Raw genomic sequence first — 14,546 nt, 5'->3', positions numbered from 1 at the left:
GGGAAACTGATTAACGACGACCCAAAAGCAGGATTTTGCCCTGACCTCTTTTATATTTTCACTTTTATATTATAACGATTCCTTATTACAAATGTACTAATAATGAATAACAAAACGCATGCTTAAAATGACAATGTTGTCACTTCAGACATGCGTTCAATGACTTCATTTTGTTGTGGGAATATGAGACTAAATGTAGTTCCTTTACCTACAACAGAATCTACTTTAATTTCTATACCTAATTGTGATTTAACACTATCCACTAAATATAGCCCCATGCCTGATGACGTCGTCTCATTTCTATTAGCCGTGGACGTATAACCTCTATCAAAGATACGAGGCAAATCTTTTTGGCTAATGCCACGTCCATGATCTTTAATTTCTAGTGTAATATGGTTATCAGTTAATTTTCCGCTTATTTCAATCATATTATTTTCACTATATTTCAGTGAATTAGATAAGATTTGTCTTATCATGATTCGGCACCATTTCAAATCTGTATAAACGTTAAAATCATCAGTAAAATTCAATTCAAAACCTATACCTTTTATCTGGCTAATATGTCGTGTTAGTTGAATTTCGTCAATAACCATTCTTTTTAAAGAAACGTAGTCAAAATACATATCTTTATTTTGTGTTTCTAAACGTGTTAAATATAATTGTTTATCTAACATTTCATTGATACGCGACCATTCATATAATAATGCTTGTTTACGTTGAGCATCTTGTTCTTGGTCGATGATTAATTTCAATGCTGTAACAGGTGTTTTAATATCATGAACAAATTCAGTTATACTTTGTTCGTGATTATTGATTTGTACTTGTTGTTCTAAAACCTTATCCTTTTGAGTAGTAATATTACGATATAAATAATCTACTATTTGTTGTTGGAATGGTGTTTCAGCCAAGTCTTTATGTTTAATTTCTTCAATTTCTTTGTTCTTTTCAAAATGCTTCGTCAATCTCGATTCTTTAAAGAAAGTAATGATAATAAATATGATACTCATACCTAAATTAAGCACCACAATATACCATACACTATCAGCAGAAATATCATAATCGATATATGAAATGCCTAGCATAACAAGATTGATAAATACAATCCATATAATCCAATTTATACGTGATTTAAAAAACAACCAAAACCATTTAAAGTTATTCATGAGCCATATACCCTTTACCTACTTTGGTTTCAATAGCACTATCCATCCCTATTTCTGATAGCTTCTTTCTTAATCTATTTACATTAACAGTTAATGTGTTATCACTAACAAAGGCTTCATCGTCCCATAAAGCAGTAATCAATGTATCTCGTGAGACAATTTGATTTCTTTTGTTAACTAACATTTCTAAGATAATCATTTCAGTTTTAGATAAGAAAATGACTTTATCCCCTTTTTGAATACTATCCTTCGATAAATCAACGGTAGCATCTTGCCAGTTTAAAGTACGTTTTTCTTCAACCCCAAATTCATACACTCTGCGATAAACAGCTTGTAATTTAGCAATCAGCACATTAGTATAAAATGGTTTTTGGATATAATCATCTGCACCTAATTCCATACTCATGACTTGATCCATTGGATTATCACGAGATGATAAAAATAAAATGGGTACATTAGATACTTGTCTCATTTTTCTACACCAATAAAAACCATCATATTTCGGTAATTGTACGTCTAATATTACTATCTCAGGATTAAATGCTTCAAAAGTATCCATAACATTGCTGAAATCATCTATCCCTACAACATTAAAATCCCATTGTTCTAATTCTTTTTTCAATTCTTGAAACAGTGTGTTATCATCTTCAACTAATAAAATTTGCATACGAATCACCTAATTATTTTGTATATTTGATTTTTTCTCCTGATTGAATACGTCCTTGGAAATGTTTGATACGACAATCTACTTCAAATCCACGCATCATCATTCCTTGTAATGGTGCTTGTACAAAATAATACACAGGCCAAAACATTTTCGGAATGTAATCAAATAGATGTACTAAAACAATTGCATTGCCTTTTAATAGACGGAACTCTAATTTCCCTTGTTTCTTCGCATTCGATTTAACTAATCTTCCACCAACTAATTGCAATGTAATTAAATCTTTTTCAGTAATCATTCTTTTTAATATAGCTAAAGGCTTATTTTTATTTTTAACATAAATATAATAATAATCATTACTTTTATAAGTCTTTACAATTGTACCTCTCGTTTTATCAAGCCAATTAAAAAAGTATTCTACAACTTGATTGAGCGTCCATTTTTTAGGAAGCACTATTTTCGTCGCAGTTCTGACATCATCATACTTTGAAACTTGTAACTCAACATTAATATGTGGACGTTTTATTTCTAATTGTGTACGTTCAACAGGCACACCATATGCACCCAAACGTTCAATCGTTTGATTATCATTACGACTTCCTGGTATATATACTAGCTTTTTAACTTGATTTACTGCAGCTGCCCTTCCAAAATTGTCAGCAGCAATTAAATTCAAATCTCGCGCCGTCGCTTGTGTCAATTTTGCAGAGTTTTTAGTTGGATCTAAATAAAAAATAGCTATATCAATATTTTTCATAGATTCAACCACATCTTGATAATTAAAAATATCACTTTGTAGCCAAGTCATATTTGTCGTAGCTTCATGTTCTGGTTTAGGATACTTGGACAATACATATAATTCAGCATCTTCTTCAATAACTGAACTTAAATGTTTCCCAATATATCCTGTTCCGCCTGCTAAAAGTACTTTTGGTTTCATATTTTAACTCCCTTGTGTATAATCTACACTCCAACTGTATTATTGCACGATTTAAAGCAATCTTAACTTATTTATATTATAATATAGAAGTAATCGAAACTTAAATGAATATAGGAGTGTTTTCATGCCTCACGCTATTCGTGAAATTAGTATAAAAGACGTAGACAATTTTATTGAATTACTTACCAAAATTTATGATGAATCTGAATTTACTTTCTACAACCCTGGTGAATACGCACCTACTACTTCTGAAGTTATTAAAAGATTAGAAGATTATATTACTTCTTCATCTAAAGCCATTTATGTTGCTGAGAGTGATGAACAACTTGTTGGCTATGCATTTGTAGGAACAGAAACATATGAAAGAACACGCCATGAAGCTATCATCTATTTAGGTGTTAAAAACCTTTATCAACAACATGGTGTTGGACAAGCTTTAATTAATGCAATTGAAGCTTGGTCACTCAACCACAATATCCGCCGTATCGAAGCTACTGTTGTGACAGAAAACGATAGTGCAGTCAATTTGTTTAAAAGTACTGGGTTCCAAATTGAAGGCGAATTAAAGGATAAGTTATTTATTAATAATAAATATTACAATGAATATGTGATGGCCAAAATTTTAAATTAATGCTAATCTCTGTATATTAAATATTATCATAAAATGTATTTAAACAACGTAAAGTAAAATTCCATCATGTATAGAAAATACCGTTAAAACACATATTTCAAGTGTTTTAACGGTATTTTCATTATAATAACTATTCACTAAATGGATCTAATTGAACATCTTGGTTTATATTATTGTTTCCATTTGTGTTTGATTCATTGTTAAGTTCAACACCTGAAGAAGAAGTATTTCTACTTAAAAATAATAAGACGCGCTTAATATTTTCTTTTGACTCAGGTTTTTCTAAATGAAATTGGTATTGATGATGTAAATGGTGAGACCCATTATAAAATAATGTATCTACTGGTACATCTTTTTCTTTAAGTTTTTTATAAAAATCAATATTTTGACTATAAAAAGGATCTGCATCTCCTACAGATAAGAAAGTTGGTGGATATTTATTAGTCACTTGATTTATTGTGGACATTTGAGATAAATTTTTAAAATTACTTTCCCAATTTGTCATACCAGTATAACTTCTCATAAATAATTGTATTCTCGGAAATTCTGTCGCTTTTACAGTTTTCATATCATAGAAACCACCAAAGAATATCGCTGCTTTAATTTGTGAAGGTTTGAATTCTGGTTCAAATTTCATTTCATCTCTTAATGATTTGTTTGTTTGCATTGCAACATATTGACTAGTTAATTGTGCACCAGCTGAATCACCGCCAATAATCACTTGATCAAAATCAATTGGTAAATCATGTTCATTAGTTTTGATAAATTTAACAGCCTTATTCATTTGTTCAATTGGTGTTGGATATTTATATTGTGGTGCTAAAGCGTAATTGACGTTGACAACAATATAACCTTGTTCAGCAATTTTAGATAATAAAGGATTTTTATATTGTTTATCTCCTGCAATAAAGCCACCACCGTGCATCCAAAAAATAACAGGTAATTTACTATCTTTACTCATGTCTGATGGCATAATAATATCCAATTTACTATTTGGAACACCTTGGCCGTATGAAATATTTTGCAATAATTTAACATTTTTATTATTTATTTGGACTTTTTCTTTATTTTGGTGATTATGTTCTTGATCATAATGTTTTTTTAATAGTAGTCCTATACAAACACTAACGATTAAAATAACACATATCGTAATAAACAACCATTTATGTTTTGCCTTCATGATTGATTGTCCCCTCATAAAACTTTACTTATATTATAAATTAAAATCTTAACTTTATTTAAAAAAAGCAATTCATCTTTAATTGAATAAGATGAATTGCTTTTAAGGTTAAATCAATCATATTCAATTGTAAAGTGCATTTACTTTTTTATAATTAAGCAATATGATCTTTATCATCACTTTTACGTTTATAATATTTTACAAGCACTGCAACAACTATAAATAAACCAACAATTCCCATGATGTTGTATAAATAATTAATTAAGTCTGCAAATCCTACGAAACTTAAAATATAAGCAGCAATCATCATGATAATAATAAATAGATGATATTTCTTACTATATGGTTCTGTGAATCGTGCAGCAAATGAATAACATAAACCTAAGATTGTATTGTACATTACAGCTAGCATAATAATAGTTAATACTAAACCAATCCAAGGATTAATTGCATTCGCTAAGTTTAATGTAGGTATCGCAGCATCTTTAATTTTTGGATATTCTGCTTGTAATGCAAAATTAATCAATGCAAGTAAGATTGTGTATACAATACCACCGAATAATGCTCCAGCACCTGATACTTTTCGTTTAGATGCATCACCGCCAATAGCAACAACTGTACTAAATCCTACCGCGAAGGCGAGTCCTCCATATTGGATACCTTTTAAAATACCAAATATAACACTTGGTTTATCTACTGTTTGATTAACATCACTTAATGGCACTGAACCATTAAATAAATAATACACTGCTACTAATACTACTATTATAATTAAAAATGGAGTAACAATTCCTAGAGCTCTTACAATTTTATCGAAATCAAGTAATAGTGTGCCGTAAATGACAACTGTCATTATCAAAGCACCTAGCCAAACAGGAATATGAAAGCTTTCCTGAAATGTTGAACCTGAACCAGCAATCATTGTAACGGCAATTCCAAATAAAAAGAACACAAGAATGTAATCAAATATTTTACTGAATTTTTCACCGAATACATATTGTAGCGTTGATTCATGGTTTGTAGCTTCAAAAGCCGTACCTATTTTAGCTACTTGTCTACCTATAAAACCTAAAATTAAACCTGATAATAATACACCAATATATGACCATAAGCCATACGGTGTGAAGAATTGCATTACTTCTTGACCGGTTGAAAATCCTGCGCCGACTACTATGCCGACATAGGCGAAACCAATTTTGACAGCTTCTTTATTCAGCCCCATGAAAAAATAACCTCCTTCATTTTACACACGTTGAATTATAACGTACTGCTTTTTAATTGCAACCCAATCCATGTAGCTAAAAATAGCTTAAATTCCCAATTTAGACTTTGATATCAAGCATTTTCGGATATTCCCTAAATTCAAATTTTAAATTTTCTAAACATTCAAACAATTTATTTACTATTAAAAAACCACTGAATTGATTTTACACAATTCAATGGTATTTACAAAAATAAGTCTAAATATTAGATTTTTAACGAGCATCGCGGTGTTGATTTAACTCATTAATATCAACTACTACGTTGTCCATGCGTTTCGCTGTATCTTTTAATACATTACGAGCCACATTATTGTTTGGATCTAATTTAAGAATTCGTTTAGCTATATCAAAAGCCTTTTTATCAGAAATAACAGGCTCTGGAATTGCATGTAGTAACAGCATTTGTAATAAGCTTTTAACTTCATTTCCGTCAGTAAGTTTTATGGATGAATCTGCATGATAATAAGCAGAGTGTAAAGCACCTTCATAGTCACTAAGTGGATAAACAAGAAGTAAAAATGCTAAATCGTGCATTTCAGGTGTTTCTTCCACTTTCATCATATCTAAAATACAAGTATAGAACATCATACTTTCTACTTCATGTGCACTTGAAATATATGCTTCTTCAAATTCCATAAAATCTGTTTCGGACATTAATTGTCTTACTAAATCAAACTCGCCATTCAATACATGTTTTTTTATAAGATGTTGCATGGCAATGTCCTCCTATTAGCCAGATTTTATCGTACATTTAATATTAATCATATCACATATAATCTTAACTTTCATTTCAAAAAATAAAATTCAACTTAATAAATGATAATTTCATTTAAAATGATGCTTGTTTTACTTCATCAAGAGCATCAGACATACTTCCACCTATTGATAATTTAACTGTCGCTGTAAAACTTCCTTCTACTATTGGCGCGTCTACTTTAACAATTTTATATGGCCCATCATACATATCTATAGCCATATCAATATTCATTTCTGATGATCCAATATCATAAAAGCATAATGCATCTTCTTCTAGTCCATTAATTAATTGCTGTACTGTATCAAAAGATGTACCAATATCTCCATTTACACCACCATTAGCTACTACATTAACATCTGATGCCATTTGTTGTAATAATGCTTTAGTGCCATTAGCTATAGCTTCACTATGACTAATGATTACAATTGTCGTCATTATCTTTCATCTCCTATTAATGCATTTAAAACATAAACTATACTTTGTGCGCCCGGATCCATATATCCTTTAGAAGACTCTTTATAATATGAAGCACGTCCCTTTGTTGCAACCATATCAATAGTCTCGTCTGCAAAACTTTGTAGTCGCTCTAAATTAACTTTTTCGTCTGCTTTAACCGCTTCGAATGTTCGTGCTACAACATCATACATTGTCTTTTCGTTTAGTTCAACCTTGCCACGTTTAGCGATAGCTTTGGTAAATGTTTCAAGTAAAGTTACTAAGTTATCGTGGTCAATATCATCACTAACGACTTCTGCCATTTTAACAAAACTAAACCCGTATAAGGGCCCTGAGGCACCGCCAATATTGGACATTAGTGTCATGCCAGTAGATTTAAATAAATTTTTCATTGAACTGTCGTCTACTTTATCTTTTAAATTTTCGAATCCTCTTAACATATTTACACCATGGTCTCCATCACCAATAGCTCTATCAAGTTCTGTTAATGTATCTTCTTGTTCTTTAAACGTATTTTCTAATTCTAATAAGTGTTGTTTCGTTGTATTAATATCCATTATTAGCCCTCCTTGTCATTTTTTATTGATTAAGCGTTAAAATATCGACTAGTCGTTGGTGCAAGTAATGCTTCTAGGAGTTTTTCAGAATAAGGTACGATTGTGATTGAAAATCCTTGCATATCTAATGATGTCATATAATCTCCCACATACCAATGTTTCACATTTACATTTTGAGCATCAAAGTATTTTTTGATATATGACGTTGTAATATTCAGTTCAGACAATGGTGTGCCACCCATACCATTGACCATTACGATAACATTCTCAGTCTCAACTTCTTTTAACAATGCATCACCTAAATGCTTCACAATGTCATCAATAGACTCCATTTTTTGACGATGTAGTCCTTTTTCACCATGAATACCAATACCAATTTCAATATCATTTTCATTTATATCGAATCCATATTTACCAGTTGTTGGTACCATTGGTGGTGTTAATGCCATTCCAATACTTTTAATAGTAGGTAAAATATTTTCAACTTTAGATTTAATATCCGCTAACGACTCGCCATTCTCTGATAAATAACCCGCATACTTATGAATGAAGACTGTACCAGCAACTCCACGACGCTGTTCTACATCAGATACAGCAATATCATCCTTAACAACAACCATATCTACATTAATATCTTCCATTTCGGCCATTTCTTGAGCCATTTCAAAATTCATTACATCTCCAGCATAATTTTTAACAATTAATAATACGCCATCACCAGTATCAACATATTTAATAGCTTCTAAAATTTTATCTGGCGTTGGAGAAGTAAATACCTCACCACATACCGCAGCATCAAGCATACCTTGTGCAACATATCCAGCATGAGCAGGTTCGTGACCACTTCCTCCACCTGAAACGAGTGCTACACCTGATGTCTTTTTATCCTTTTTAACAATGATTGTATCTTCAATAATATCTAGCTCAGGATGTGAAATTAAAAATCCATCAAGCATATCACTTAAAAAGTCTTGTTTATCTTTAATTAGTTTCTTCATTGTTAGCCCTCCTTTGTCATTCATATCTATTATAAATCAACTCTTTTAGAAAACGTTAACAATATACATAACAAAAGAGCGAAGCCTCCTAAAGACTTCACTCTTTTTCACACAATTTATACACTTTTAGTTTTATACATAAGATATAAGAAATAAGGTGCTCCAATAATAGCGACTATAATACCCGCTGGTACGCCAGTTGGTTCTAAAATAACTTTACCAAAAGTATCTGAGAATACTAATAGGAATGCGCCAACTAGTACTGCTATTGGTAAAAATAATTGATGACGTGGACCAACGATTCGTTTAGCTATGTGTGGTCCCATTAATCCAATAAATGATATAGAACCAGCCACTGCAACAGCTACTGAGGAAAGTACGACTGCAACAAAGAATAACACCATACGTTCTTTGCCCACTTTAACGCCTAATCCTTTAGCTACATGTTCGTGTGTATTAATAATATTAAGTTCATTAGATTTATAAAATAAATAAGGTAATATCACAATAATCCATGGTAAAAAGGCAGCGACGAATATCCATTCATCTCCCCATATATTACCTGCAAACCATGTAGCAATAAATTCAGATTGATCTTCATAAAATTTTGACATTAAAGTGATTGAACCACCATATAATGCGGTTTGCATACCTACACCAATTAATACCATACTTGAAGGTGTGACACCATTTCGCTGATTAATACTAAACATAAATATAACTAACGCAGTTGCTACACCACCTATGACACTAATAAGGGGTAATACATAGACAAAATTGTCAGGTTTTATTTGTCCTATCGTAATAAATAAGGCAATAGCAAAACCACCACCAGCATTAATACCTAAGATACCTGGTTCAGCTATTGGATTTTTCGTGACACTTTGAACAATTGCGCCACTCATACTTAAAGCAGCTCCTGCTAAAATAGTAATCAACATTCGGGGCAGTCTAAAATCTACCAAAATGAGTGTATCTGTATAGTCGCCCTGACCAGCCAATATTTTAAAGAATTTACTTACTGGTATATTATATTCACCGGAGGCTACGCTCCACGTACAAGCTAAAAAAACTAATATTACAAACGTAATAAACGTGATGATTTGTTTGCGTCTTAACTTACTGTCTATCATATAGAACGTCCCCCTCTTTTAACTAAATATAAGAAGTAAGGAACGCCAATAAATGAAATAATTGCACCTACAGGCGCGCCACCTAAATATCTTGCTAACATATCAGCTACTAACATTAAAATACCACCTAATAAAGCAGTCAGAGGTAACACTTTAGCATAATCAGTTCCAATTAAAAATCTAACAATATGTGGCACCATTAAACCTACAAATGCAATTTGTCCTACCATTGAAACAGCGACACCAGAAAGTATCATTGATAAAACTAATATCACAACACGAATCACTGTTACATTTTGTCCTAAGCCTTTAGCTAAAGATTCTCCCAAGTTTAATATCGTTAATTGTTTACTCATCGTAAGAATAATAAGTAATGCAATTATAATGATAGGCGCAGTCCATATAATTTGAGACCATGTTGTACCTGATACACCACCGGCACTCCAAAATGTAAGAGATTGGTTTAATCTAAATATGAGTGCTACACCTTGACTTAATGCTGTTAACATAGCACTTACAGCTGCACCAGCTAAAATAATACGCATAGGATTAAATCCGTCTTTTCTTGAGCGGCCAATCATTAATACAATTGTTCCACCTAATAATGCACCAAGAAATCCTGCAATCATTAGTAATGTAAAAGGCGCTTCTGGATAAAAGGCATATGTCAGTGCTAATCCGAATGAAGCGCCAGAGTTTAATCCAATTAAACTTGGATCTGCCAAACTATTTTTCGTTACGCCTTGAATAACTGCACCTGCAACGGATAAAGCCATACCTACTAATATAGCACCTAAATCTCTAGGTATTCTAATTTCACTTATTACATTGTGTTGTTGGTTTTTTGGATTATAGTTGAAAATTGCATCTATTATAGTTGGAATATTAATTTTGGCATCACCATATAAAATAGATAAAAATAGCGCTATTGCTAGCACTATTATTCCACCTATTAAATAAGAGATAAATTTAACATTGCCCTTTTTGCTTGGATTTGACATTATATTCATACCTTTTCTATATGATTTATATTTATCTATTACTTTTTATGATGAGTATGATTTATTACATAAGTCATAAGTAACTAATAGTGGTTTACCTGTTCTAGGATCTTCACTTAATACAACATCAATGTTAAACACTTGCTCTAAAATGTCTTTAGTTAGTATTTCATTAGTTTCCCCATTAGCTATAATTTCTCCTTTTTTCATAGCAATAAGATGGTCTGAGAAACGGATAGCTTGGTTAATATCATGTAACACCATAATAATGGTACAACCTTGTTCTTCATTTAATTTTTGAACCAATTCTAATATTTCTAATTGATGAGAGATATCTAAATAAGTTGTTGGCTCATCTAAGAAGATAATATCAGTACGTTGTGCTAAAGCCATTGCAATCCACACACGCTGTCTTTGACCACCACTTAAGTCATTGATTGAACGATGTCTAAATTCTGATGTTCCAGTAACATCCAATGCCCAATTAATTTCTTTTTTATCTTCTTCAGATAAACGACCAAAGCCTTTTTGATGTGGAAATCGGCCATATGAAACCAATTCGCCTACTGTTAAACCATCAGCAACTTCTGGTGATTGTGGTAAAATCGCTATTTTTTTAGCGATTTCTTTCGTAGATTGGGAATGAATACTTTCTCCATCTAAATTAATTGATCCATCTTTTACGGATAGTAAACGAGAGAGTGCTTTTAATAAAGTAGACTTTCCACAACCATTTGGTCCTATAATTGATGTCACTTTACCATCAGGAATCTCAACATCTAGATTATTTATAATAGACGTGTCGCCATAACCAATTGTTACTTGTTCACCATTTAAACGACTCATAATTCCCCTACTTTCTAAAAAATTACTTTATATTCAGAAAAGATAACTGTACTTTTATATTTTTAATACCAATGTAATTGATAATCATTATCATAATGGTTATTATAACATTTCCACTATTTTTTGACTAATAAATTCATGATTTATTATAAATTGTCAATTAAAAAAACCACTTTAAGTTAACTAGAATGACTTAAAGCGGTCTTATAAATACTTTTTTATTCGTCTATCAAGAATCCATTTCCATACACATCTCTCACATCATGAATAACAAGGAATGCTTGATGATCAATATTTCTAATGATTTTTTTAGCACGTGATACTTGTGTCTTAGTAATAACTACATAAAGTACATCTTTCTCTTCTCGAGTATAATATCCATGTCCATTTAAAATAGTTAATCCACGACCAACTTGTTCGTCAATCGCTTTAGCCACTTCTTCTGGTTTACTTGAAATAATCGTCATCGCTTTCTTAGTATTTAAACCTTCTATTACATATTCCATGACCTTAGTACCTATATAAAGTGAAATAACTGTAACTAGTGCACGATCTATTGAAATAACAGTTAAAGAAATCACTACTACAATTAAATCGAAAAATAATAAAGCATAAGGTGTACTCACATCTAAATATTTATGTGCAATTCTAGCTAAAATTGTTGTTCCAGCCGTAGTTCCTCCAGCTAAAACAATTACTCCAATACCTAAACCAACACATGAGCCACCAAAAACTGCATTGACAATGACATTGCCTGTTTCAATATGCCAAGAATCAGTTAAACTTAGGAATACAGAAATTAGGACAGTTGCTACAATGGTCAAATACATACTACGTTTACTTAAAAACTTATATCCTACAACAATTAAAACTGCATTAACTACAAAGTTAACTATGGCTGGAGATAAATGGAAAGCATAATATAAAACAATAGCTAAACCAGTAACGCCACCTTCACCTAAATTACCAGAAATGATAAATGCATTGACGCCTGCTGAAAAAATAAATGATCCAATTATAACTAAGATTAAATCTCTTACTAATCTCTTCAAGCAACCACATCCCTATTATTATTTTTTTATATGATTAACAAAATGTTAGCACACACACATATCCTCCTACAACACCGCTTCTTTAAATAATTCGTATTTTGAGTATTTTATGTTTAAAACCATAATTTTTAAAAGTAAGAAACTTCATTTTAATTACTGAGATGAGTGTGTTAACTAAATTTTAAATTTTCAGAATTTTTAATTTACTTTTCACTATTTCTTTGTTATACTTACATTAACTTCTTTAGTAAAGAAGTTATCTCCTTTGTGTTGTTTATAGTAACAAAACAAATTTTGCTCGAAGTACTGTAACAGTACCTAGTCCTTACCGTTACAAGTACATTAATATTCATTTCCCATAAAAGCCAAGTATAAGAAGTGTGTCCTCACTTACTATACTTGGCTTTTATCATGATTCCTTATTTTATTTGATATAAAATACACCTCCCATTTTGGAAAGTCATCCCAAAATAGGAGGTGTTATCAATTTATCTTACCAAGCAAATAAACCTACGAATGCAGCTGTTAATAATGAAACTAAAATACCTGCTAATAGCATCATAGGAACATATTTTGATACAAAATCTGATGTTTTCTTGTCTACGATACCTTTTAACGTACCGATAATCATACCAATTGTGGAGAAGTTAGCAAATGAAACTAAAAATGTTGAAATGACTGCTTTATGATGTGGTGAAAGTGTGTTAATCGTTTTAGACACTTCACCCATAACTACAAATTCGTTTGTAACGATTTTTTTCGCCATTTGTTGTGCAACTAACCAAGCTTCATCAAAAGGAAGTCCAAGTAATAATGCAAATGGATACATAAATACGCCTAGAATTTGGTTTAAACCAAAGCTACCTTTTAATCCCATTAAATGACCGATGCCACCAGTAATTAAATTAATAAGACGATCGGCTAAATCAGCTAATGCTACGAAACTAATGACAAAAGCAATGATAATTAATACTAACTTTCCTGCTGCTAATACAGAATCACCTAGGAAAGAAAAGAATGGTTGTTTTTCAATTTCATCATTTTTAATACTGTAAATAATATCTTCTTTTTCATCCACAGTAACTGGATTAAGAATTGATGCAACGATAATTGCATTCACAATGTTTAAAGGAATAGCAGTCAATACTAATTCACCAGGAATCATTTGAACATATGCACCAACAATCGCACCTGAGACTGAACTCATTGACATCATAGCTACAGTTAAGACACGCACTTCATTCATACGTTTCAATTGTTCATTAGACACAGCTAATGCTTCAGTATTACCTAAAAACATCATCTCAATTCCAAAGAATGATTCGAATTTAGGTTGACGTGTAATTTTAGCGAGTAACCAACCAATTGCACCGATTAATTTTGGAAGGATATTAAAATACATTAATATGTCGAACAGCGGTACAATTAAAAGAATCGGGAATAAAGCACTTACTGCCATATCCATTTGTTTATTAGAAACAAAACTATTAAATGCAAATCCTGTGCCTTCATTTGCTGATTGTATAACCCAGGAAATTCCATTTGCTGCTGCTTTAATTCCAGTTTTCCCCCATGGGAAGTATATAAAGAACCAAGCTAGGAATAAGTTCAATACGACTAAAATAATAATTGATTTCCATTGTATATTTTTTCGTGATCTTGAAAATAATACTGCTATACCAAGGAAAACAATTAACCCAATGATATTAATCAATAAAAACATCTGACACCCACCTATTTATTTAATTTTCCAAAAAACGTTTTTTGCTAAAGTAACAACTTATTAAATATGTATAACTCTATGACAAAGTGAATTGTCACTCCCAAAACAGAGTATAGATTATTGAATTTATTATACCATTTGTAAAATTGACTTAAAATAAGTATTTTCATTATCAACTTGAAT

15 protein-coding genes are annotated in these 14,546 nt (G+C 31.3%); 1 reads left to right on the top strand and 14 read right to left on the bottom strand.

The window, feature by feature from the left end:
• Positions 1-122: 122 nt before the first annotated feature.
• Genes N524_RS0110235 through N524_RS0110225 form a run of 3 tightly spaced genes read right to left on the bottom strand, consistent with a single transcriptional unit; the run spans position 123 to position 2,767 of the window.
• A complete protein-coding gene (locus N524_RS0110235; protein ID WP_029056429.1) occupies positions 123-1,163 on the bottom strand; it encodes a sensor histidine kinase in 1,041 nt (346 codons plus the stop codon).
• Positions 1,156-1,830, bottom strand: a complete 675-nt coding sequence (graR, locus tag N524_RS0110230) for a response regulator transcription factor GraR/ApsR (RefSeq protein WP_017637221.1) — start codon at positions 1,828-1,830, stop codon at positions 1,156-1,158. Before graR ends, N524_RS0110235 begins: the two co-directional genes overlap by 8 nt.
• A 13-nt stretch (positions 1,831-1,843) precedes the next feature.
• Positions 1,844-2,767, bottom strand: coding sequence for an NAD-dependent epimerase/dehydratase family protein (locus N524_RS0110225; protein WP_017637220.1), 924 nt, complete (start codon positions 2,765-2,767; stop codon positions 1,844-1,846).
• 124 nt (positions 2,768-2,891) lie between these two features.
• Between N524_RS0110225 and N524_RS0110220 the strand changes: the two genes are divergently transcribed.
• A complete protein-coding gene (locus tag N524_RS0110220; RefSeq protein ID WP_017637219.1) occupies positions 2,892-3,398 on the top strand; it encodes a GNAT family N-acetyltransferase in 507 nt (168 codons plus the stop codon).
• A 130-nt stretch (positions 3,399-3,528) separates the two neighbouring features.
• Here the strand turns inward: N524_RS0110220 and N524_RS0110215 are convergent, their stop codons facing one another.
• The 11 genes from N524_RS0110215 to N524_RS0110165 form a co-directional block, all read right to left on the bottom strand.
• Positions 3,529-4,578: an alpha/beta hydrolase gene (locus tag N524_RS0110215; RefSeq protein ID WP_029056428.1), complete on the bottom strand. Its 1,050-nt coding sequence runs from the start codon at positions 4,576-4,578 to the stop codon at positions 3,529-3,531.
• Between the two features lie 154 nt (positions 4,579-4,732).
• Positions 4,733-5,800, bottom strand: a complete 1,068-nt coding sequence (locus tag N524_RS0110210; protein WP_017637217.1) for a YkvI family membrane protein — start codon at positions 5,798-5,800, stop codon at positions 4,733-4,735.
• 253 nt (positions 5,801-6,053) lie between these two features.
• A complete protein-coding gene (locus tag N524_RS0110205; protein WP_017637216.1) occupies positions 6,054-6,554 on the bottom strand; it encodes a hypothetical protein in 501 nt (166 codons plus the stop codon).
• Positions 6,555-6,669: 115 nt separating this feature from the next.
• Complete coding sequence (gene dhaM, locus N524_RS0110200) at positions 6,670-7,032, bottom strand: dihydroxyacetone kinase phosphoryl donor subunit DhaM (protein ID WP_029056427.1); 363 nt, start codon at positions 7,030-7,032, stop codon at positions 6,670-6,672.
• Positions 7,032-7,610, bottom strand: a complete 579-nt coding sequence (gene dhaL, locus N524_RS0110195; RefSeq protein WP_029056426.1) for a dihydroxyacetone kinase subunit DhaL — start codon at positions 7,608-7,610, stop codon at positions 7,032-7,034. Before dhaL ends, dhaM begins: the two co-directional genes overlap by 1 nt.
• Before the next feature lie 29 nt (positions 7,611-7,639).
• The gene (gene dhaK, locus N524_RS0110190; RefSeq protein ID WP_029056425.1) at positions 7,640-8,608 is read right to left on the bottom strand and encodes a dihydroxyacetone kinase subunit DhaK; all 969 of its coding nucleotides are present in this window, start codon (positions 8,606-8,608) and stop codon (positions 7,640-7,642) included.
• A gap of 116 nt (positions 8,609-8,724) precedes the next feature.
• The gene (locus tag N524_RS0110185; protein WP_029056424.1) at positions 8,725-9,741 is read right to left on the bottom strand and encodes a FecCD family ABC transporter permease; all 1,017 of its coding nucleotides are present in this window, start codon (positions 9,739-9,741) and stop codon (positions 8,725-8,727) included.
• Positions 9,738-10,742 (bottom strand): FecCD family ABC transporter permease, encoded by a 1,005-nt coding sequence (locus tag N524_RS0110180; protein ID WP_029056423.1) that lies wholly within the window; start codon positions 10,740-10,742, stop codon positions 9,738-9,740. Before N524_RS0110180 ends, N524_RS0110185 begins: the two co-directional genes overlap by 4 nt.
• 45 nt (positions 10,743-10,787) lie before the next feature.
• Positions 10,788-11,588 carry an ABC transporter ATP-binding protein gene (locus N524_RS0110175; RefSeq protein ID WP_029056422.1) on the bottom strand — a complete coding sequence of 267 codons (801 nt, stop codon included), beginning with the start codon at positions 11,586-11,588 and terminating at the stop codon, positions 10,788-10,790.
• A 218-nt stretch (positions 11,589-11,806) separates the two neighbouring features.
• Positions 11,807-12,640: a YitT family protein gene (locus tag N524_RS0110170; protein ID WP_029056421.1), complete on the bottom strand. Its 834-nt coding sequence runs from the start codon at positions 12,638-12,640 to the stop codon at positions 11,807-11,809.
• Between the two features lie 493 nt (positions 12,641-13,133).
• Positions 13,134-14,363, bottom strand: coding sequence for a NupC/NupG family nucleoside CNT transporter (locus tag N524_RS0110165; RefSeq protein WP_029056420.1), 1,230 nt, complete (start codon positions 14,361-14,363; stop codon positions 13,134-13,136).
• Positions 14,364-14,546 lie beyond the last annotated feature (183 nt).

Origin of the sequence: Staphylococcus sp. URHA0057, assembly GCF_000620265.1 — a bacterium.
GTDB lineage: Bacteria > Bacillota > Bacilli > Staphylococcales > Staphylococcaceae > Staphylococcus > Staphylococcus pasteuri.
Note: the sequence above shows the minus strand (reverse complement) of the source record. Positions and strands in the feature narration are given on the sequence as shown.

Excerpts from the sequence above, each read along its gene's own strand:
- N524_RS0110205 (WP_017637216.1), bottom strand. The coding sequence starts at position 6,554 with ATGCAACATCTTATAAAAAAACATGTATTGAATGGCGAGTTTGATTTA.
- N524_RS0110220 (WP_017637219.1), top strand. The coding sequence starts at position 2,892 with ATGCCTCACGCTATTCGTGAAATTAGTATAAAAGACGTAGACAATTTT.
- N524_RS0110225 (WP_017637220.1), bottom strand. The coding sequence starts at position 2,767 with ATGAAACCAAAAGTACTTTTAGCAGGCGGAACAGGATATATTGGGAAA.
- dhaK (WP_029056425.1), bottom strand. The coding sequence starts at position 8,608 with ATGAAGAAACTAATTAAAGATAAACAAGACTTTTTAAGTGATATGCTT.
- N524_RS0110175 (WP_029056422.1), bottom strand. The coding sequence starts at position 11,588 with ATGAGTCGTTTAAATGGTGAACAAGTAACAATTGGTTATGGCGACACG.
- N524_RS0110235 (WP_029056429.1), bottom strand. The coding sequence starts at position 1,163 with ATGAATAACTTTAAATGGTTTTGGTTGTTTTTTAAATCACGTATAAAT.
- N524_RS0110215 (WP_029056428.1), bottom strand. The coding sequence starts at position 4,578 with ATGAAGGCAAAACATAAATGGTTGTTTATTACGATATGTGTTATTTTA.
- N524_RS0110210 (WP_017637217.1), bottom strand. The coding sequence starts at position 5,800 with ATGGGGCTGAATAAAGAAGCTGTCAAAATTGGTTTCGCCTATGTCGGC.
- N524_RS0110185 (WP_029056424.1), bottom strand. The coding sequence starts at position 9,741 with ATGATAGACAGTAAGTTAAGACGCAAACAAATCATCACGTTTATTACG.
- N524_RS0110180 (WP_029056423.1), bottom strand. The coding sequence starts at position 10,742 with ATGTCAAATCCAAGCAAAAAGGGCAATGTTAAATTTATCTCTTATTTA.
- graR (WP_017637221.1), bottom strand. The coding sequence starts at position 1,830 with ATGCAAATTTTATTAGTTGAAGATGATAACACACTGTTTCAAGAATTG.
- N524_RS0110165 (WP_029056420.1), bottom strand. The coding sequence starts at position 14,363 with ATGTTTTTATTGATTAATATCATTGGGTTAATTGTTTTCCTTGGTATA.
- dhaL (WP_029056426.1), bottom strand. The coding sequence starts at position 7,610 with ATGGATATTAATACAACGAAACAACACTTATTAGAATTAGAAAATACG.
- dhaM (WP_029056427.1), bottom strand. The coding sequence starts at position 7,032 with ATGACGACAATTGTAATCATTAGTCATAGTGAAGCTATAGCTAATGGC.